The sequence below is a fragment of the Actinoplanes sp. NPDC049668 genome, assembly GCF_044465445.1.
GTDB lineage: Bacteria > Actinomycetota > Actinomycetes > Mycobacteriales > Micromonosporaceae > Actinoplanes.
In genome coordinates this window covers 376,533-395,133 of sequence record NZ_JBITLR010000004.1, presented here as the reverse complement: position 1 = coordinate 395,133, position 18,601 = coordinate 376,533, and the positions used below count along the sequence as shown (strand labels likewise).

Annotated in this window: 15 protein-coding genes; 7 read left to right on the top strand and 8 right to left on the bottom strand. The window is 72.8% G+C overall.

The genetic code is table 11. The features are described 5' to 3' along the window. The first annotated feature begins 94 nt into the window (after nucleotides 1-94). Nucleotides 95-1,534, top strand: a complete 1,440-nt coding sequence (locus ACIBSW_RS19065; RefSeq protein WP_354723521.1) for a PepSY-associated TM helix domain-containing protein — start codon at nucleotides 95-97, stop codon at nucleotides 1,532-1,534. A 63-nt stretch (nucleotides 1,535-1,597) separates the two neighbouring features. Here ACIBSW_RS19065 and ACIBSW_RS19060 read toward each other — a convergent pair whose 3' ends face one another. The 3 genes from ACIBSW_RS19060 to ACIBSW_RS19050 form a co-directional block, all read right to left on the bottom strand. After that, a complete protein-coding gene (locus tag ACIBSW_RS19060; protein ID WP_354723522.1) occupies nucleotides 1,598-2,836 on the bottom strand; it encodes an MFS transporter in 1,239 nt (412 codons plus the stop codon). A gap of 54 nt (nucleotides 2,837-2,890) precedes the next feature. Continuing rightward, nucleotides 2,891-5,104: an ATP-binding protein gene (locus ACIBSW_RS19055; protein WP_354723524.1), complete on the bottom strand. Its 2,214-nt coding sequence runs from the start codon at nucleotides 5,102-5,104 to the stop codon at nucleotides 2,891-2,893. Between the two features lie 80 nt (nucleotides 5,105-5,184). Continuing rightward, nucleotides 5,185-5,964, bottom strand: coding sequence for a hypothetical protein (locus tag ACIBSW_RS19050; protein WP_354723526.1), 780 nt, complete (start codon nucleotides 5,962-5,964; stop codon nucleotides 5,185-5,187). Nucleotides 5,965-6,040: 76 nt separating this feature from the next. Between ACIBSW_RS19050 and ACIBSW_RS19045 the strand changes: the two genes are divergently transcribed. After that, nucleotides 6,041-6,976: a LysR family transcriptional regulator gene (locus ACIBSW_RS19045; protein ID WP_354723528.1), complete on the top strand. Its 936-nt coding sequence runs from the start codon at nucleotides 6,041-6,043 to the stop codon at nucleotides 6,974-6,976. Here ACIBSW_RS19045 and ACIBSW_RS19040 read toward each other — a convergent pair whose 3' ends face one another. After that, a complete protein-coding gene (locus tag ACIBSW_RS19040; RefSeq protein ID WP_354723530.1) occupies nucleotides 6,977-7,168 on the bottom strand; it encodes an SPOR domain-containing protein in 192 nt (63 codons plus the stop codon). Between the two features lie 17 nt (nucleotides 7,169-7,185). Continuing rightward, nucleotides 7,186-7,770, bottom strand: coding sequence for a class I SAM-dependent methyltransferase (locus ACIBSW_RS19035; protein ID WP_354723532.1), 585 nt, complete (start codon nucleotides 7,768-7,770; stop codon nucleotides 7,186-7,188). Between ACIBSW_RS19035 and ACIBSW_RS19030 the strand changes: the two genes are divergently transcribed. Both ACIBSW_RS19030 and ACIBSW_RS19025 read left to right on the top strand, forming a co-directional pair. Further along, the gene (locus tag ACIBSW_RS19030) at nucleotides 7,732-8,259 is read left to right on the top strand and encodes a helix-turn-helix domain-containing protein (protein ID WP_354723534.1); all 528 of its coding nucleotides are present in this window, start codon (nucleotides 7,732-7,734) and stop codon (nucleotides 8,257-8,259) included. The two genes, ACIBSW_RS19035 and ACIBSW_RS19030, sit on opposite strands and share 39 nt — an antisense overlap. A gap of 48 nt (nucleotides 8,260-8,307) precedes the next feature. Then, nucleotides 8,308-9,624 carry a jacalin-like lectin gene (locus ACIBSW_RS19025; RefSeq protein WP_354723536.1) on the top strand — a complete coding sequence of 439 codons (1,317 nt, stop codon included), beginning with the start codon at nucleotides 8,308-8,310 and terminating at the stop codon, nucleotides 9,622-9,624. A gap of 28 nt (nucleotides 9,625-9,652) precedes the next feature. Here the strand turns inward: ACIBSW_RS19025 and ACIBSW_RS19020 are convergent, their stop codons facing one another. From ACIBSW_RS19020 to ACIBSW_RS19010, 3 genes are all read right to left on the bottom strand, one after another. Continuing rightward, nucleotides 9,653-10,132 carry a hypothetical protein gene (locus ACIBSW_RS19020; protein ID WP_354723538.1) on the bottom strand — a complete coding sequence of 160 codons (480 nt, stop codon included), beginning with the start codon at nucleotides 10,130-10,132 and terminating at the stop codon, nucleotides 9,653-9,655. Between the two features lie 136 nt (nucleotides 10,133-10,268). After that, on the bottom strand, nucleotides 10,269-14,135 hold the full coding sequence (locus tag ACIBSW_RS19015) for a hypothetical protein (RefSeq protein ID WP_354723540.1): 3,867 nt from the start codon (nucleotides 14,133-14,135) through the stop codon (nucleotides 10,269-10,271). A 110-nt stretch (nucleotides 14,136-14,245) separates the two neighbouring features. Then, the gene (locus ACIBSW_RS19010) at nucleotides 14,246-14,938 is read right to left on the bottom strand and encodes a copper resistance CopC family protein (protein ID WP_354723542.1); all 693 of its coding nucleotides are present in this window, start codon (nucleotides 14,936-14,938) and stop codon (nucleotides 14,246-14,248) included. Between the two features lie 68 nt (nucleotides 14,939-15,006). Between ACIBSW_RS19010 and ACIBSW_RS19005 the strand changes: the two genes are divergently transcribed. The 3 genes from ACIBSW_RS19005 to ACIBSW_RS18995 all read left to right on the top strand — a co-directional run bounded on the left by ACIBSW_RS19005 (nucleotide 15,007) and on the right by ACIBSW_RS18995 (nucleotide 18,579). After that, the gene (locus ACIBSW_RS19005) at nucleotides 15,007-16,035 is read left to right on the top strand and encodes a LacI family DNA-binding transcriptional regulator (RefSeq protein WP_354723544.1); all 1,029 of its coding nucleotides are present in this window, start codon (nucleotides 15,007-15,009) and stop codon (nucleotides 16,033-16,035) included. A 133-nt stretch (nucleotides 16,036-16,168) separates the two neighbouring features. Further along, nucleotides 16,169-18,151, top strand: a complete 1,983-nt coding sequence (locus ACIBSW_RS19000; protein WP_354723546.1) for an alpha-L-rhamnosidase C-terminal domain-containing protein — start codon at nucleotides 16,169-16,171, stop codon at nucleotides 18,149-18,151. 32 nt (nucleotides 18,152-18,183) lie between these two features. Then, nucleotides 18,184-18,579 carry a hypothetical protein gene (locus tag ACIBSW_RS18995; protein WP_354723548.1) on the top strand — a complete coding sequence of 132 codons (396 nt, stop codon included), beginning with the start codon at nucleotides 18,184-18,186 and terminating at the stop codon, nucleotides 18,577-18,579. Nucleotides 18,580-18,601 lie beyond the last annotated feature (22 nt).

Genomic DNA, 18,601 nt, shown 5'->3' with positions numbered 1-18,601 from the left:
CTGCGGTGACCTGCGCACCCCCGCGGAGGCCACCCGTCGCCTCGGCCCGGCCGACGCGTCGGCAGTGACTCGCCCACCCCCACAAGGACAGCCGATGGCCCTCGCCCCCGACGTCACCGAGCCCGTCCCGGCGGTCAGACCCGCGCCGCCGCGTGCCCCGAACGGTCGAGGTTTCGGCCCGTTGCTGCTGCGCCTGCACTTCTACGCCGGCATCCTGGTCGCCCCGTTCATCCTGGTCGCGGCCATGACCGGCCTGCTGTACACCCTCACCCCGACGCTCGACAAGATCATCTACAGCGATGAGCTCGTCGTCGCCGCCCCGGGCGGCGCGGCCCTGCCGGTGGCACAGCAGGTCGCGGCGGCCCGCGCCGCGCACCCTGAAGGCACGCTGACCTCCGTACGGCTGGGCGAGAGCGACGCCACCACCCAGGTCGACTTCACCTCGCCGGAGCTCAGCGCCGAGTCGGAGCTCGTGCACACGGTGTACGTCGACCCGTACACGGCGAAGGTGACCGGCCGGCTGACCACCTGGTGGACGTCGACGCCGCTGACCACCTGGCTGGACAGGTTCCACCGCGACCTGCAACTCGGCAAGACCGGCGAGCTCTACTCCGAGTTCGCCGCCAGCTGGCTGTGGGTCATCGCCCTCGGCGGCGTGTTCCTGTGGTGGCGCCGCCTGCGCGGCAACCGCACCGCCCGCCGCCTGCTCGCCCCCGACCTGGCCGCCAAGAAGGGCGTGCGCCGCACCCGCGGCTGGCACGCCGCCACCGGCATTTGGCTCACCCTGGGCCTGCTGATCCTGTCGGCGACCGGCCTGACCTGGTCCGGCTACGCCGGCGCCAACTTCAGCGCCGCCCTCGACGCGCTGCAGGGCAACCGGCCCTACGTCGCCACCGACCTGACCGCCTCCTCCGGCGGACACCACGGCGGACCCTCCTCCGGTACGGGCGAAGGCGCCGACCCGGCGGCCGTCGACGCCGTCGTGGCGGGCGCCCGCGGCGCCGGCCTCGACGGCCCGCTGCAGATCAGCGTGCCGGCGGACGAAGCGAGCGCCTGGACCGTCAGCCAGAACGACAACCTGTGGCCGGTACGCCTGGACAGCGTCGCGGTCGACGCCACCGGAGCGGTCACCGACCGGGTGGACTTCGCCGACTGGCCGCTGCCGGCCAAGCTCACCTCCTGGGGCGTGCAGGCGCACATGGGCATCCTGTTCGGCCTGGTGAACCAGCTCCTGCTCGCATCGCTGGCGATCGGCCTGATCTGCGTGATCATCTGGGGCTACCGGATGTGGTGGCAGCGCCGCCCCACCCGCGCCGACCGGAGCGCCCTCGTCGGCACCGCGCCCGCGCGGGGCGCCTGGCAGCAGCTGCCGGCCTGGGGCATCGCCGTCGGCGTACCGGTCGTCTTCGCCATCGCCTGGGCACTACCGCTGCTCGGCATCCCACTGATCGCGTTCCTGCTGATCGACCTCGCGATCGGCGCCGTACGCAAGCGCGGGAACCAGCCGGACGTGCCGGTCTCGCCCGCTCCCTGACCAGAACCGGACTCCCGGCCGGGCCCCGCGCCCGGCCGGCTCCGGCTCGTACGGCAAGCCATCTCAGTGGGTGGCGTCGTGGGCGGCGCCCAGCCGGAGGAGATCCGCAGGGTACATCCGGCGTCCGACAAGCATGGCGATGATGGGAACCACCGCGATCAGGGGAATGATGCGCAGTGCGCTCTGCAGGCCCATGCGGTCGGCGATCATCCCGGTGATGATCGGGCCGAGGGCCAGCCCGAGCACGTTGTTGGACGTGGTCAGGAAGCCGAACGCGGTGGCGCGGACGGACTCATGGGCCAGGTGGGCCACCACGGCGCCCATGGGGCCGTTGGTTCCTCCGACGAAGAAGAAGCCGACCGCGAGCACCAGCAGCTGTGCTCCGTTCGGGGTCATCGCGAAGCCGGCACCGAGAAAGACCAGCGACAGCGCCGAGAAGACCGCCGCCGCCGTCCACGGCCGGAACGGCCGGTTCCGGCTGACCCGGTCGGCGATGAAGCCGCACGTCACCATGCCGATGGCCAGCACGAGGGTAAGCAACGCGGCGGCACCGGCGGCGCTGCGCGGCGCCATCTCGTGCACCCGGTTGAGGTAGCTCGGCACCCACACCACCATCGCCCCGGCAACGAACAACTGCATGCCGCTGGCGAAGTAGGCCACCACCATCGAGGGTTTGGAGAACAGCGTTCCCAGCCTGGCGCGTCGTCGTCCCGGCGGGAGCCGCGGTGCGCCGCTGATGTCGGTGACCCGGTGTGCACTGAGGCGGCGGTCGGTGATCAGCAGAGCGTACGCAGAAGCGAGCACGAGTCCGAGGACGCCCATCGCGGCGAACATCCAGCGCCAACCGAACTGGGCTGACAGGACACCACCGAGGGCCACGCCGACGACCATTCCGAGCGGGCCGCCCGCCATGAACGTCCCGGACAGAGCCGCGCGGCGGGCCGGGGCGAACACGGACAACACGACCGCGAGCCCGACGCTGGTGTACGCCGCCTCACCGATGCCCATCACCGCGCGGGCGGCGAACATCTGCCCATAGCCGGAGGCGAGCGCGGAGCCGATCGTGGCAACGCTCCACAGCAACGCCATAGCCACGATCGCCCGGGCGTGCCCCCATCGATCGCCGAGCATCGACAGCGGCACGGCCAGCACGCCGACCATCAGGGATACGACGCTCGTCAGGACACCCAGCTCCGTATCGGTCAGAGCCCAGTCGGCCTTCAGGTACGGGAACACCGCGACCAAGGCCTGCCGGGACATGTAGTCCGACAGCATCAGCGCGAAGGTCAGCGTGAAGACCACCAACGGAAAATGCCGGGATACCCAGGCGAGGCGGGACGACCGCGCCAACACGGATCAGCCCTGGCGCGGGCGCGCGGTTGTGGCGTCGAGTGCCTTGCCGACGTTGCTGAGTAGTTCGTCGGCGGTAAAGGGCTTGTACACGGTGCGGATCCGCTCGGCCTTGGCACTCTCCGACACCACCACGGGGTCGCCCTGGCCGGCCAGAAACAGCACCGGCAGGTCGGGGTGCTGGGCGTGAATCTGGTCGGCGACGGCCGAGCCGTAGCGGTCGGGCAGGATCATGTCGGTGATCAACAGGTCCACGTTGTTGAGATCCATGCGCAGCGCGGAGTCCGCGTCGCGGACCGCGGTGGTGCGGTAGCCGTTGGGTTTCAGGATGCGGACCACGTCGTCGCGTATCGTGTCGTCGTCTTCGACGACCAGGATCCGTTCACCCTTTCCGTGGCCGGTTCCGAGGATCGGCGCGAGCCGCCCGGCGCCGTCGGCCGACCGGGTGGCGAAGGGCAGCAGGATCCGGAAGGTGGTGCCGGCACCGGGCGTGGAATCCACGGTGATGGTGCCTTCGGCGTCGATGACGATGCCGTAGACGGTGGCGAGGCCGAGGCCGGTGCCCTTGTCCGACGGTTTGGTGGTGAAGAACGGCTCGAAGAGCCGGTCTCTGACCTCAGCGCTCATGCCGGTGCCGTTGTCGGTGACGGTCAGCTGGGCGTAACGCCCGGCAGGCAGCGGCATGACCACGCTTGCGGTGGCCAGCTCGACGAGGTCGGTGCCGACGTCGACGACGCCACCGTCGGGCATCGCGTCTCGGGCGTTGATCACGAGGTTGAGCAGGATCTGGTCGAGCCGGCCGCGGTCGACGCGTACCGGCAGGGCGCCGTCGTAGGTATGGCAGCGCAGGGTGATGTCTGCGCCGATGGTGCGGCCGAGCAGGTCGTTGGCGCCGGTGACAGCCGAGTTGAGGTCGACGTTCTCGGCGTGGGCCGGATCGCGCTTGGCGAACATCAGCAGTTGGGTGGTCAGGGACTGGCCCCGCCTGGCGGCGTCGCGGATCCGGGCGAGATCGTCCGCCACGTGCCCGCCCTGCTCGTCGGCGATGAACTCGGCGCAGCTGAGGATGATGGCCAGCACGTTGTTGAAGTCGTGCGCGACGCCTCCGGCGAGCTGGCCGAGGCTCTCCAGCCGGCCGGCCCGCTCCGCGCGGTCATTGGCGAGCTGCTCCTCGGCTTCGCGCCGCATGCGTGCGGTGACGTCGCGTTCGGTAGCCGCGGCGGCGACGACCACCCCGTTCCCGTCCCGGATCGGCACGACCATCGTCGACACCCTGATCTGGCGGCCGTCCTTGCGCAGGCGAGGCGCCCCCTCGATGTGGATCTGGCGTCCCGCGGCCACTTCTGCGAGCGTGACGCTGACCAGGTGCGCCCGGGCCGGCAACATGAAGATCGCCGGGGTGCGACCGATGGCCTCCTCGGCGGTGAAGCCGTAGACGCGCTCGGCGGCCGTGTTCCAGGCCGTGATGACACCGTCGAGGGTGAGGGCGATCGTCGCGTCGCCGGACTGTTCGGCGATGGCCGCCAGCATCGCCTTGTACCGTGCCGTGTTGGCGAAGGTACGGGTTGCCAGCAAGGCCAGGACGGCCGTGAGCAGGACACACCCGACCCCGACGACGACCATGATGGTCTGCGCTCGGGAGCTCGTGCGCCGGACCGCGGCGGCGTCGGCGTCGGCGTCGGCCTGCGCCAGCGCGGACAGGTGATCGACCGCGGTGGCGGCCCTGTCGAACCATTGCAGTTCTTCACCCGTGACCAGGTCGTTGGCGGCCGCGATCCGGCTCGGCACACCGGACCGGTACCCGGACACGATCCGCGCGTCGAGGTCCATGAACTGGTCGAGGGCGTCCTCGGCCACGGTCAGCTGCTGCCGTTGCGCCGCGGTGAGCGGATGAGCTCCGATCCGGGCCAAGTCCTGCCGTAACGTCGCCGCCGAGGTCAGGAAACGGCGGCGTTGGACCCCGTCATCGGCGGCGCCCGGCACACCCCGGATCGCGTCGAACGCGTACGCGGTCTGCCAGCCGTTGAAGTCGGCGATACGGAACTTGGCCGTCTGCGCGTCACGCTGCACCGCGGCGGATTCGGCGACCTGCCGGTCCGCCCTACGCTGCGCGTGGAGATTACCAACGGCGATGCCGATCATGATGATCAGCAGAAGCGCCACGAGCCCGAAGACGCCGCCGAACCGCGCGCCGCCACGGATCCGACGCCACGTGTGCATGTCTCGGTCTTCCCACGGAAGGTGTCAGGCATACGCGGATCAGCCCTGTACCTGCAGGGTAGCGGGCGTATCAACGCAATCTATCCCATATCACTAGCTGACAGTGCGTGCGGGCGCAGGGCTTTCGGGACGTGCCGCCAGGTGAGCGTCGCCGTGCCCAGGCAGGCGAGCAGGCCGAGACCGACGGCGACGACGCCCGCCCCCGGCGCGCTGAGCGCGACGACCAGGCAGAAGGCCAGGTAGCAGGGCAGGCTGCGGACGAGCCCGCCGAGCGCGTGCACCCCGGCGGCGGCACCGTCGCGGGCGACGGCGACGACGGTGAGAGTCGCGCACATCGTCGGGAAGGCGGCGACCGCACCGGCGACGCCGGCACCGGCGAACCGGCTGGCGAGCAGCACGGCTCCCACCACCGCCGCCGCACTGAGACAGGTGAGCGCGGTGCCCGACCAGTGCCGCGGCGCGGGCAGGCGCGGCTGTCCGGCGGGCATCAGCCGCGGGCCTACCGCGAGCGCGACCGCCGCCACAACGACGGCGAGCGCGGCCGGGACACCCCTGACCAGCAGCGCGCCGACGAGGTAGGCCAGGATGCCGCAACCCAGGCCGAGAGCAAGGCCCCGCCGCCGCAGCACGTGCGCGAACGTGACACCGAATGCCACCTGCGCCGGCACGTGCGTGGCCGCGCTCAGCGCCAGTGACCCGGCCACATCCGGGGTCGCGTCGGCGGCGATCGCGACCAGCGAGACCGCGAACGCGACCGGCAGCGCGGCCAGCCAACCGGCCGCCGACGGGCCGAGCCGCCGTTCGATCCGCGCGGCTGCGGCCATCACGGCGGAGGCGGTCAACAACGAGATGAGCACCATGCGGACAAGCGTCCCGAAGGAAATCGTTCGCGACCAGCGCACATTTCCGACGGGAAAACGTAGGAGAATCCGAACGATGGAGCTACGACGCCTGCGCCTGCTCGACCAGCTCGCCCGCCTCGGCACCGTGTCGGCGGTCGCCGAGGCGCTGTCCTACAGCCCGTCGAGCGTCTCGGTCCAGCTGGCGCAGCTCGAGCGGGAGGCCGGCGTCAAGCTGCTGCGCCGGGCCGGCCGCAACGTCGAACTCACCCCGGCCGGCCGCCGGCTGGCCTCCCACGCGGCCGACGCGCTCGCCGCCGACGAGGCCGTCCGCGCCGAGCTGGCCGCCGTCGGGGACGCGCCGGGCGGGCTCCTGCGCATGACCATCGTGCAGACGCCCGCGCTCGCGCTGCTGCCGGCGACCCTGGACGGGCTCGCCGCCACCGCACCCGGCCTGCAGGTCGAGGTGCACCAGCGGGAGACCGCCCCGGCGCTGGAGGAGCTGCGCTCGCGCGCCGTCGACCTCGTCGTCGGCATCGAGTACGACCCGGTCCCGGTGGCGCGGCAACGCGACGTCAGCCGGCGCGACCTGCTGCGCGAGGACGTCCTGATCGCCGTCCACCCTGGACACCCGCTCGCGGCGCACCGGCCCGTCGCGCTGAGCGCCTGCGAGGACGCCGCCTGGGCCACCGGGCACCCCGGCACCGGCCTGGACGCCGTCCTGCGCAACGTCTGCAACCGCCTCGCCGGCTTCGAGCCCCGCATCCAGCACCGCAGCGACGACGGGCTGGTCCTCGGCGCGCTCGTCGCCTCCCGCCGGGCCGTCGCCCTGCTGCCCGCGCTGCTGACCGCCGCGCTGCCTCAGATCGCCGCCCGCCCACTGCGCGAGGAACGCCTCCAGCGCACGATCTTCACCGCGATCCGCGCCACGGCCGCCGAGGCGCCGGCCGTCATCGCGGTGCAGCGCGCCCTACGGGAGGCCGCCGCCGCGATCGCACACGACCGCCCGGACATCGAGGTCATCGCGTCCTGATCAGGAGCGCGGGGAATCCTGTGCGGCCACCCAGTAGATCTGCTTGTGTCCGCGCGCCTCCATCGTCGCGGCCAGTTCCTCCGCCTCGGCGCGCGACTCCCGCCGGGCGACCTCGAATCGATTGCCGTTGTCGTCCTGACGCCAGACGATCCATCGGACCGGTCGCCCGTCGGCAGAGGAGGTGGTCGACATTCAGGCATGATCCCAGATCATCGCTTTCGGATCAGGGTGACGCCGTCGCGGACCGGGAGCATCACCGAGTCGACGCGGTCGTCGCGCAGCACGGTCTCGTTGAGCTGCTGGACCGCCAGGTGGGCCGGGCGGCTCGGTGTCGGGTCGAGGACCCGGCCGCCGAGCAGGACGTTGTCGATGACCAGCAGGCCGCCGGGGCGCAGGCGCGGCACGAGGCTTTCGTAGTACTCCGGGTAGCCGGTCTTGTCGGCGTCGAGGAACGCGAAGTCGATGACGGGATCGGCGGGCAGTGTCCGAAGTGTCTCGGCGGCCGGGGCGATCCGCAGGTCGATGCGGTCCTCGACGCCGGCCCGCCGCCAGTACCCACGGGCGAGGGCCGTCCACTCCTCGGACACGTCGCAGGCGAGCAGCCTGCCGCCGGCGGGCAGGCCCCGGGCGATGCACAGGGCCGAGTAGCCGGTGAAGACGCCGACCTCGACCGCGTACGCGGCGCCGGTGAGCTGCACCAGCATCGTCAGCAGCCGCCCCTCGTCCGGGGACACCTGCATCCCCGCGGCGACCTGGTGCTCAGCGAGCCCGACCAGTTCAGGGCGCTCGGCCATCCGCTGCGGCACCGGCTCGTGCTGGCGCTTCGGCAGCGGCCGGCGACGCTCGCGCAACTCGCGGCGGCGCTCGGCGCGACGAAGGGCACCGTCGGGTACCACGTCAAGATCCTCGAGCAGGCCGGCCTGGTGCGGGTGGCGCACGTCCGGCGCGTGCGCGGCGGCACGGAGCAGTACTACGAGCCGACCAGCGAGCGGCTGCGCATCGCCGCCGACGCCCCGGTCGGCGGCGACTTCCTGGTCCGGGCCGCGCTGAGCGAGATGCTTCCGCCCGACGAGGCGGCGCCCGACCTCACCATCCTGCGCCACGTCCGGCTCACCACCGCGCAGGCCCGCGCGCTGGCGGCGAGCCTCGAGCGGTTCGCCGACCTCCCCGAACAGCAGACCGGCGAGTCGTACGGCGTGCTGCTCAGCCTGTACCGGGCGAACGTCCCCGCCCTGCCCGAGGACCCGGAAACGGCTGATGCGAAAACAATTCACATCGGCTAGTGTCGATGCGTTGGGTGCCAGTGTCGTCTCCCAGGCAGGAGCAACGCCATGTCCGTGCCGCTCAGCCTCGCCGCAGTACTCGTCGCGGGCGCCGCCCTGGCGCCGGCCACGCCGGCGCTCGCCGCGCCCCCACCGACCGGCTCGTTCTCGATCCTGAGCTACAACATCGCCGGGCTGCCCGAGCCGATATCCGGCAGCGAGCCCGCCGTCAACACGCCGATCATCGGGCAGCGCATCCGGCCCTACGAGATCGTGCATGTCCAGGAGGACTTCAACTATCACGCGGCGCTGTACGCGAACGACACCCATCCACATCGGACACCGACCAGCGGGCCGGCGGCGTTCGGCGACGGGCTCAACACCTTGTCGGACCACCCGTACTCGGATCTTTACCGCGACGACTGGGACTCGTGCAACGGCACCGACTGCCTGACCCCGAAGGGCTTCACCTGGTCGCGGACGCGGCTCGCCGAGGGCGTCCTGATCGACTTCTACAACGTGCACGCCAACGCCGGCAGCGCCGAGGGTGACCTGTCCGCGCGCCGCGCCAACATCAGCGAGCTGTCCAGGTTCATCACGGCGAACTCGGCCGGCAACGCCGTGGTCGTCGCCGGCGACACGAACACCCGCTACACCCGGGCCGGGGACAACATCCGGGAGCTGCTGACCGTCAACGGCCTCACCGACGCCTGGGTGCAGGAGGAGCGGGGCGGCGTACCCCCGGCGGTCGGCAGCCCGTCGATCGGTTGCGACGACGCCGCGGTGACCGACGCGTGCGAGGTCGTTGACAAGATCCTCTACCGCGGCAACCGGTACATCACCCTCACCCTGCGGCGGTACGGCAACGAGAACGCCGGCTTCCGGCGCGCCGACGGGGCGATGCTCTCCGACCACTACCCGATCGCCGCCGAGTTCGGGTGGGCGCTGAACCCGGACCTGTCGCTCAGCGACGCCACCGGCGGCCCGCACGGCACGCCGTTCACCGACGTGGCGGCCGTGCCGCTGGGCGGGCGGGTCGCCCAGGTGGGCATCCGCGCCGGCTCCCGGGTCGACCAGGTGTCGCTCACCCCGGACGGCGCGGCGGCCTTCGTGCACGGCGGCGGCGGTGGCACCGCGCAGAGCCTGACGCTCGCCGCCGGTGAGTACCTGACCACGGCGACCGTGCACACCGGCGTCCGGAGCGGGCAGACCCGGGTCTTCGGCATCCGCTTCGCCACCAGCGCCGGGCGGGTCCTGTCGGGCGGCACGTTCACCTCGACCAGCGTCACCTACCAGGCGCCGGCGGGCTGGCAGATCAGCGGCTTCCACGGCCGCTCCGGCGCCGAGGTCGACAAGGTCGGCTTCGTGTACACCCGGGCGGGGTGATCCGGGGACCACCCCGCCCGCCGCGGCGTCAGCCGAGCAGCGACCACCACTGGCTGCTGCCGGTGAAGCGCTTGACCGGGCTGCCGTTGGCGGAGATCGAGTAGGCGGGGGCGCCCCCGTCGGCGTACCCGTTCAGGGTGATCGAGTCCATGTTCCAGTTGTCGTCGTGCTGGAACGTGCCGTTGTGGGAGATCATGCGCACCTTGATGCCGGTCACGTTGCAGCTGCTCACGTGCCAGTTGGCGTTCTGGTAGGTGATCGAGTCGCTGCGGTTGCTCCAGTTGCCGATGCCGCCCTTGAGGTGCTGGAGCTCCACGTCCCCGCCGGAGCGCTGGGTCAGCCACACGATGACCTCCGAGTTGTCCCGCAGGTCGTCGCCCCCGGTACCGAGGTTGACGTGGAACGCGCGCAGCTCGGCGCAGGCGCCGATCGGGCCGGCCTGTGCGGGCCCGGCGGTGGCGGCGAGCCCCGCGGAGACGACCAGGGCGGCGGTGATTGCGCGCTTCACGGCTTGCATGACCATTGTGGATTCCCTTCGTCGCCGGCGTTCGGTGCCGGACGTCTGCCGAAGACGATCCGGGCGTACGCCCTGGTCCGGAAGGCGCGGCGGGGTTGTCCGGACAGGCCCGGACGAGGCCGGGCGGTTAGCCGGACAGCGCCGTACGGCACGGCGGCCGGTAGGCGATGCCGGGGAAGTGGCCGTCCCATTCGGCGCGGGTGAGCGTGGGGTGCGCGAGCGCGCACACCCGCCGGGCGACCCGGTCGGGGTCCAGGTCCCAGGTCCGGACCGTGCCGTCCGCGCTCGCCGTGGCCAGCCGGCCGCCGTCGGAGGTGAACGCCACGGCGCTCACGGTCGCCGTGTGGCCGGTCAGGGTGGCCAGCCGCGCGGGCCGGCGGGGATCGCCGACGTCCCACAGCCGTACGGTGCGGTCGCCGCCGCTGCTGGCGAGCGTGCGGCCGTCCGGGCCGAACATGACCTCCTCGAGGAAGGCGGTGTGCCCGGTCAGCGTCGCCAGCGCGGACGGGCGGTAGGGGTCGGTCACGTCCCAGAGCCGGATGGTGCCGTCGTTGGCGCCGGTCGCCACGAGCCGGCCGTCCGGGCTGAACGCGACGGTGTTGACCGCGTCGGCGTGCCCGGCGAGCGTCCCCGCCGGGACCGGGCGGCGCGGGTCGGTCAGGTCCCACAGCCGCGCGGTGTGGTCGATGCCGGCGGTCGCGAGGATGCGGTCGTCGGGGCTGAGGGCGGCCATGTTCAGCGAGTTGGTGTGTCCCGTCGCAATGAACGAGGACAGTGCGACCGGGCGGCGGGCGTCGGTGACGTCCCACAGCCGGGCGGCCCGGCTGCGCGCGCCGAGCACCGCCAGCAGCCGCCCGTCGCGGCCGCACGCGGGCAGTGGCACGTCGCCGGCCAGGCCGGGTTCCAGCCGCGACAGCCGCGTGACGCGTCGCGCGTCGCCCAGCTCGGACAGCCGTACGTCGGTCGCCGTCGCCGTGACGAGCAGCCGGGAGCCGCGGCAGAAGGTCACCGATCCCGCCGCGGGCGCGTCGACCGGGTCGATCAACGCGGCCCGGTCGTCGACCGCCCAGGCCCGTACCGCCGGGGTCCGGCCCGGACCGAGCAGCAGCCGGCGGTCGTCCGGTCCGAACTGCAGCGGACGGACCGCGTCCGCCTGCCCGGTCGGCGCCGGGCCGGTCAGCTCCCACAGCCGTACGGTGTAGTCGTAGCTGCCGGTGGCCAGGCTCCGGCCGTCCGGGCTGAACGCGACCGCGGTGATGGCGTTCGTCTCGCCGCGCTCGTCGGTGCGGCGCAGCAGGGTGGTGACCGCGACCGGCCGGCGCGGGTCCGTCACGTTCCACAGCCGCGCGGTGGCGTCGCCGCTGCCGGTGGCCAGGGTGCGGCCGTCGGGGCTGAACGCGACGGAGTACACCAGGCCGGTGTGGTCGGTGATGACGCTCGACGTGCCGCCGGCGAGGCTCCACAGCCGCGCGGTGCGGTCGTAGCTACCGGTGGCGAGGGTCCGGCCGTCCGGGCTGAACGCGATCATGCTGACCACGTCGGTGTGCCCGGCGAGCGTTTCGGCGGCGCCGGGCCGCCGCGGATCGCTGACGTCCCAGAGCCGGACGTCGCGTTCGTCGCCGCCGGCCAGGGTCCGCCCGTCCGGGCTGAACGCCACGGAGAACATCGCCCGCGCGCCGGTCAGCGTCGCGAGCGGGCGGGGGTCCCGGCGGTCCGTGACGTCCCACAGCCGTACGGTGCGGTCGCCGCCCGCGGTGGCCAGGGTGCGGCCGTCGGGGCTGAACGCCGCCTGGTCGACGGCGCCGCGGTGAGCGGTGATGACGGCCGTCCGGGTGACCCGGTCCGGGTCGCGGACGTCCCACAGGCACACCGTGTGATCGGCGCTGGTGGTGACGAGGGTCGCGCCGTCCGGGCTGAACGTCACCGACGTCACGTAGTCCGACGCCGCGTCGAGCACCGCCCGCGGCGTGGGGCGGTGCGGGTCGGTGGCGTCCCACAGCCGTACGGTGCGGTCGCTGCTCGCGCTGGCGAGCAGCCGGCGGTCGGGGCTGAACTGCACGTCGTGCACGTACCCGGTGTGCCCGGTCAGCCGGATGGAGTACGGCGCGGCGAACGAGCTGAGCAGCGCGCCCCGCGCCTCCGGGGTCCGGGCCAGCCGGTACGCGGCCAGGCTCAGCTGGTTGGCCAGGGCCGGGTTGCCGCCCCGCAGCGGGCCGACCTCCTCCGCGACCTGCCGGGACACGGCCTCGTCGCGCTGGCGGTCCGAGGCCCGCTGCGACCGGACCGCCAGCACGGTCATGGTCGTGGCGAGCAGGAAGAGCACGGTGAGCCCGGCGACCAGCTGGCGCAGGCGACGGGTCCGGCGCCGGGCGGTGTCGCGCTCGGCGAGCTCACGGGCGAGCGAGGCGGCCAGGAAGTCGCGGGCCACCGGGCTGAGCGCCGGCGCGCCGGTACGCTGCGCCCACTCCCGCGCCACCGCGAGCCGGGCACCGCGGTACAGGGCCGTGTGGCAGCGCTGCTCACGCTGCCAGGTGGCGGCCGCCTCGACGAGGTGCCGGCGGGTGAGCATGCCGGCGCGGTCGGCCTCCAGCCAGCCGCGCAGCTCGGGCCAGGCGGTCAGCAGCGCCTCGTGGCTGAGCTGCACCCGGTCGGCGTCCACTGTGATCAGCCGTCCGGCGACGAAGCGGTCGAGCACCTCGGTCACCTCCTCGGCCGGGCCTCCGCACTCGGCGACGAGCTCGGCCCGGTCGCGGCGGCGCCGGGTGTCCGGCGCGTCCGCGGCGATGTGCACGAGGCCGAGGAACACCTGCCGCGCGAGGTGGCGCCGGCCCTCGTCGAACTCCGCGTACACCGCGTCGGCGGAGGCCGCGACGGCGCGGTCGATCCCGCCGACCTCCCGGTAGTCGGCGACGGTGAGCCGGCGGTCCCGGCTGTGCTGCCACGTCGCGAGCAGCGCGTGTGACAACAGCGGGAGCACGGCGGCGTCGTGCGACCGGGCGGGGCCCTCGCTGAGCAGCAACTCGACGAGGCCGTCGGTCACCTCGACGCCGGCCTTGCGGGCCGGCTCGGTGATCGCGCGGCGCAGGTCCGCGTCCGCCATCGGCGCGACGGTGAGCTGGTTGGCGCGGACCGCGGCGACGAGCTCGGGGTGGCGCAGCAGCGGGGCGTAGAAGTCGGCCCGCAGCCCGATCACGACCAGGGCCCGGCCCGGGCCGGCGGCGGCGCACAGCGCGGTGACGAACGACTGCCGCTGCGCCCGGTCGTCGCAGGTGGTGAACGTCTCCTCGAACTGGTCGACGACGAGCAGCAGGCGGTGGTGCGCGTACTGCGCCGCGCCCGCCGGATGCTCGCGCAGGCCGGCCGCCACCTCCTCGTGCGGCAGGCCCGACTCGGCGGCAAGCTGGGCCCCGAGCTCGTCGAGGGGCGCGCGCCCGGGCGTGAACAGCCGCACCGACCAGCCGTCGCCGGCGAGCCCGCCGCCCCGCACCGCGTGGATCAGCCCGGCGCGCAGCAGCGACGACTTGCCCGAGCCGGACGCGCCGACGACGACCTGCATCCCGCCGCCCGCCGCGTACGCGGTCGCGAGCCGGTCGATCAGCTCGGCGGTCAGGGCCTCGCGCCCGAAGAACCATTCCGCGTGCTCGGGCTCGAAGCTCGCCAGCCCCCGGTACGGCTCCGGGCCGAGCGGGCGGGGTCCCGGCGCCCGGCGCAGGCGCTGCCAGGCCTGCACCCACGCGGCGGTCGACTCGGGGTCGGTGACGCCGCAGGCCCGCAGCACCTGGACGAGCAGTTCGCGCGACGACGCGGCGGGCAGCCCGCGGCCGGCGAACCAGTCGCCGATGGTGCTGTGGTTGCGGTAGCCGCCGGTCCGGGCCGCGACCTCACGGACGCTGAGCCCCGCGACCTGGCGCAGCAGGGACAACTCCCGGCCGAAGTCCTCCCGGTTCCCGATCCGCTCCGGACTCGCGGCGGCCGACGAACCCAACACTGCCATTCAGGATCTCCGTCCATCCCGCCCGTCGACACATGTCGATCGCGCGCGGACGGACGATACCGGGGCGTCGCAAGGGAATCCGCACGCCCACGGCAACCGTGAGTTGTGCCTCAGGAACGGTGAGTCGTCTTTCGCCGTCCGGTCACCGCCAGGGCGATCGCCCCGGCGACGGCGACCACCAGCAGGATCGGCACTAGCCAGGGCCACGGCCCCTTGTCGACCGGCGCCGGCGCGGCGGCCGCGGCGGTCCCGCTCGGCGCGGGTGCGGCGTCGTGCCCCTGGCCGGCGGCGGCGAGCAGCTCCGCGGAGGGGCCGCCGGTCGGCGCGATCCAGCCCGGCGGCGCCGCGGTCACCGCGCCGCCGTAGGTGAAGCGGACCTCCCCCGCGACCGGCTCACCGTCGGAGGCGACGCTCTGATAGCGGACCAGGTACGGCCCGCGCTCCGGCCAGTGCGTCACCGGCACCCGGGCCGGGAAGCCCGCGGCGAACTCCCGCGGCTGCCACACCCCGTCGACGAGCTGGAACTCCTTGACCGGCCGCTCGAGGCGGAACGGCTCCGCGTGCGACCAGGGCTGGTCGACGCGGATCCCGCTCGGCGCGTACACGGCGAAGAAGGCGAACCGCGCGGGCTTCTCGGTGAACGCCAGCGACACCGCCTCGACCGGCGCGTCCACCGTCGCCCCCTGCGGTGGGGTGGAGCTCACCAGGCCGCCGTGTGCGTACGCGGGCGGCGGCGCCACGACCGCGACGGCCAGGACGGTGGCGGCGGCGATGGCGGACATGCGTGCGGCCGTGCGTCCCATCGGAAGACTCGACCATCGACGGCGCCACGAGTCAACACCCTGGCCCGGATGATCAGTACGCTGTCCCGGTGGACAAGTCAGCGCCCCGGCGGATCACGATCGTCGACGTCGCCCGCCACGCGCAGGTGTCCACCACCACGGTGTCCAAGGTCCTGCGCAACGCGTACGGCGCCAGCCCCGCCATGCGGGCCAAGGTGCGGCAGTCCATCGCCGAGCTCGGGTACCGGCCGTCGGCCGCCGCCCGCGGGCTACGCGGCCAGACGTACACGATCGGCGTCATGCTCCCCGAGCTGCGCAACCTGTTCTTCGCCGACATCCTCGACGGGATCACCGCCCAGCTGGCCGGCACCGACTACCAGGTGCTGCTCGCACCCGGCTGCAACGGCGAGAAGGCCGAGGCCCGGGTCATCGAGGCCATGATCGACCGCAACATGGACGGCCTGGTCCTGATCGCGCCGGTCTCCGCCAAGGCCCGGCTCAACGCGGTCGCCCGCAGCGTGCCCACCGTCGTCGTCGGCCGGCACGGCCCCTCCACCACCTACGACACGGTCACCGACGACGACGCGGTCGGCGCCGCGCTGGTCGTCGACCACCTCGCCGATCTCGGCCACCGCCGGATCGCGCACATCGAACACCACGAGACCGATCCCGTACGCCTGCGGGAGATGCCCAACGCCCTGCGCGCCGACGGCTACCGGGACGCGATGCGCGCCCGCGGGCTCGGCGACGAGATCGACATCGCCTCGACCACCTACACCCACGAGGGCGGCTACCTCGGGGCGAAGGCGCTGCTGGCCCGCCCGGTCCGGCCCACCGCCGTCTTCGCGGGCGCGGACGTCGTCGCGCTCGGCGCGCTGGAGGCGATCGCCGAGGCCGGACTGTCCGTGCCCGGCGACATCTCCGTGGCCGGCTACGACAACAGCGCCCTCGCGGCGTTCGGGCCGATCTCGCTGACCAGCGTCGACCAGGACGGCCGCGAGATGGGCGCGAACGCCGCCCGGCTGCTGGTGGACCGCATCGCCGACCGCGACCGCCGGACCGCCACCGTGAAGCTGACGCCGACCCTGGTGGTCCGGCGCACCACGGCAGCCGTCTGAGAAACGTTCCCCATCGGGTCTCTTGACCCATCGCGACATCGATGCCTATCGTCTGCGAAACATCTGGGAAACGTTTCTCACAGTCTTCGCATTGAATGAAACGTTACAACACGCTCCTGTAAGGAGAAGGCCCATGCATGATCGTCCCCGATCCCGGAGTGTCCTGGCCGGCGCCGTCGTCTGCCTGCTGGCCATGACCGCGATGCCCGGCCGGGCCGCGGCCGCGCCGCCGACCTGGCCCGCCGACCCGAACTGGCAGGCCCTGGTGCCCGCGCCGGCCACCGACAGCGTGCGCGCCGCGAGCATCACCCGCACCAGCGGCAGCGTCACCAACGCCGGCGGCCTCGCCGGCCAGGGCACCGGCGCCACCGTCCTGAGGACCACCGCGACGAACACCCCCGCGACCGTCATCCTCGACTTCGGCAAGGAGGTCGGCGGCACGCCGTTCATCACGGTCTCTTCCAGCGGTACGGCCACCGTCCGCGTCGCCACCAGCGAGGCGCTGCCGTTCCTGACCGCCGGCAGCGGCGGGGTCTACAACAGCGACAACGGCTCGGCGGTCACCTTCTCCGTCAACGGCGCACGCACCTACACCGGCGCGCTGCGCGGCGGCTTCCGGTTCGCGGCGCTCCAGCTGACCACGGTCGGCAGCGTGACCCTGACCGCCGCCGGCGTCAACTTCAAGGCGTACCGCGCCACCCCCGACCGGTACCAGGGCTGGTTCGTCTCCAGCGACGACCAGCTCAACCGCATGTGGTACGCCGGCGCCTACACCGCGCAGCTGGACATGGTGCCCACCGGCGTCGCGTCCTGCTTCACCGTGCCGGTCATCTTCGACGGCGCCAAGCGCGACCGGGCCATCTGGTCCGGCGACCTCATGATCACCAACCCGGTCGCCCAGCTCTCCCTCGGCACGAACAGCGCGCCGTACGTCAAGGGCTCGATCACCAGCATCACCAACCTGCAGGCGTCGAACGGCCGGCTCACCAGCGCCGTCGGTTTCCGCGGCTGCGGCGCCTTCGACTACGCGGTGACGTACTCGGCCTATTCGGCGATCATCGCGGTCCAGTACTACCGCTACACCAACGACACGTCGTTCATCACCGGGCTGCGGTCGAAACTGGAGGCCGCGACCGCGTACCACGCCACCCGGGTCAACGCGAACGGCCTGGTCGTGACGAACGACAACGACTACTGGCAGACCTCGCAGAGTGGCGAGGTCACCGAGTACAGCCTCGCCTACTACGAGCTGCTGCAGAACATGATCTGGATGGAGAGCCGGGTCGGCACCGCGGCCCGGGTGACCGAGTACACCAACAAGGCCAACGCCCTGAAGGCCGCGATCAACGCCCGCCTGTTCAACACCTCCACCGGGCTCTACCAGCACACCAACAGCCGGCCGAACGTCTTCCCGCTCGACGCCAACATGAACGCGGTCCGGCTCGGTGTCGCGCCCGCGGACCGGGTGAACGGCATCCTGAGCTACTTCCGGGCGCGGTGGCAGGCGCACGGCAGCCAGATCTCCCAGCCCGCGCCGAGCATGGCCGACCCGTACGGCCACACGATCGAGCCGCTCAACAACACCTGGGAGGTCATGGCCCGCTTCAGCAGCAACGACACGGCCGGCGCGCTCGACCTCCTGCGCCGCCACTGGGGCATCCAGGTGGACCCGAACAGCGGCTACTACACCGGCACGTTCTGGGAGTTCGTCAACGCCAACGGCCTGCCGTCGCGCGGCTTCGACAGCCTGGCGCACGCCTGGGGAGCCGGCCCGACACAGCTGCTCACCGAGAACGTCCTCGGCGCCACCGCGATCAACCCCGGCTACGCAACCTGGCAGGTCAAGCCGCAGGCCGGCACGCTCACGTGGGCTCAGGGCCAGGTACCGACGGCCGGCGGCTCCCTGGTCGTCAAGTGGGCACGCGACTCCGCCGGTCAGTTCCGCATCCAGGTCACCGCACCCGCCGGAACCAGCGGACAGGTCTGGGTCCCTCTCGCCTCGGCGTCGGCGACCAGCACGGCCGTCACCTCCGGCGCGACCCTGCTGCGCCGCGACGGCCTGTACGACGTCTACGCCGTCGGCGCCGGCACCACCGAGTTCACCTCGGCACCGTAAACGGGTGTCGCCGCCGGTCCGGCCGGAGCACAATGATCAACATCGCGCGAGAAAAGAGGGCCGGCGCCGTGACGGCGATCGAGTTCGTTCAGGCCCTCGTGGATCGCTTCCCGGTCCTCCGGCCGGACTTAGAGGCCCACATGGTGAACTGGGGCCTCTCCCCGCACGTCTGGTTCGGCGTCGGTGAGGGCTTCACCGACCGCATCGTCGAGGCCTACCTGCGGGACGGCGAGGACGACCTGGACTGGCGGGGCGTCCTGGATTACTTCGACGAGCGTTTCGACCGAGGCGACCGGGAGGTCGACGAGGTGCTGCTCGGCGAGTTCCTGTACCGGCTGCCCTGGCCGGGGCAGCCGGGATACGGGCTGACCGGCCGGCTCCCCGAACGCCTTCGCGCCAGGTTCGACCTCATGCGGCCCTTGGGCTGAGTGGCGGGACCGGGCGGCCCCC

Bases quoted from the DNA above. Each gene is read 5' to 3' on its own strand.
- ACIBSW_RS19065 (WP_354723521.1), top strand. From the start codon at position 95: ATGGCCCTCGCCCCCGACGTCACCGAGCCCGTCCCGGCGGTCAGACCC.
- ACIBSW_RS19055 (WP_354723524.1), bottom strand. From the start codon at position 5,104: ATGCACACGTGGCGTCGGATCCGTGGCGGCGCGCGGTTCGGCGGCGTC.
- ACIBSW_RS19050 (WP_354723526.1), bottom strand. From the start codon at position 5,964: ATGGTGCTCATCTCGTTGTTGACCGCCTCCGCCGTGATGGCCGCAGCC.
- ACIBSW_RS19045 (WP_354723528.1), top strand. From the start codon at position 6,041: ATGGAGCTACGACGCCTGCGCCTGCTCGACCAGCTCGCCCGCCTCGGC.
- ACIBSW_RS19040 (WP_354723530.1), bottom strand. From the start codon at position 7,168: ATGTCGACCACCTCCTCTGCCGACGGGCGACCGGTCCGATGGATCGTC.
- ACIBSW_RS19035 (WP_354723532.1), bottom strand. From the start codon at position 7,770: ATGGCCGAGCGCCCTGAACTGGTCGGGCTCGCTGAGCACCAGGTCGCC.
- ACIBSW_RS19025 (WP_354723536.1), top strand. From the start codon at position 8,308: ATGTCCGTGCCGCTCAGCCTCGCCGCAGTACTCGTCGCGGGCGCCGCC.
- ACIBSW_RS19015 (WP_354723540.1), bottom strand. From the start codon at position 14,135: ATGGCAGTGTTGGGTTCGTCGGCCGCCGCGAGTCCGGAGCGGATCGGG.
- ACIBSW_RS19010 (WP_354723542.1), bottom strand. From the start codon at position 14,938: ATGGGACGCACGGCCGCACGCATGTCCGCCATCGCCGCCGCCACCGTC.
- ACIBSW_RS19000 (WP_354723546.1), top strand. From the start codon at position 16,169: ATGCATGATCGTCCCCGATCCCGGAGTGTCCTGGCCGGCGCCGTCGTC.
- ACIBSW_RS18995 (WP_354723548.1), top strand. From the start codon at position 18,184: ATGATCAACATCGCGCGAGAAAAGAGGGCCGGCGCCGTGACGGCGATC.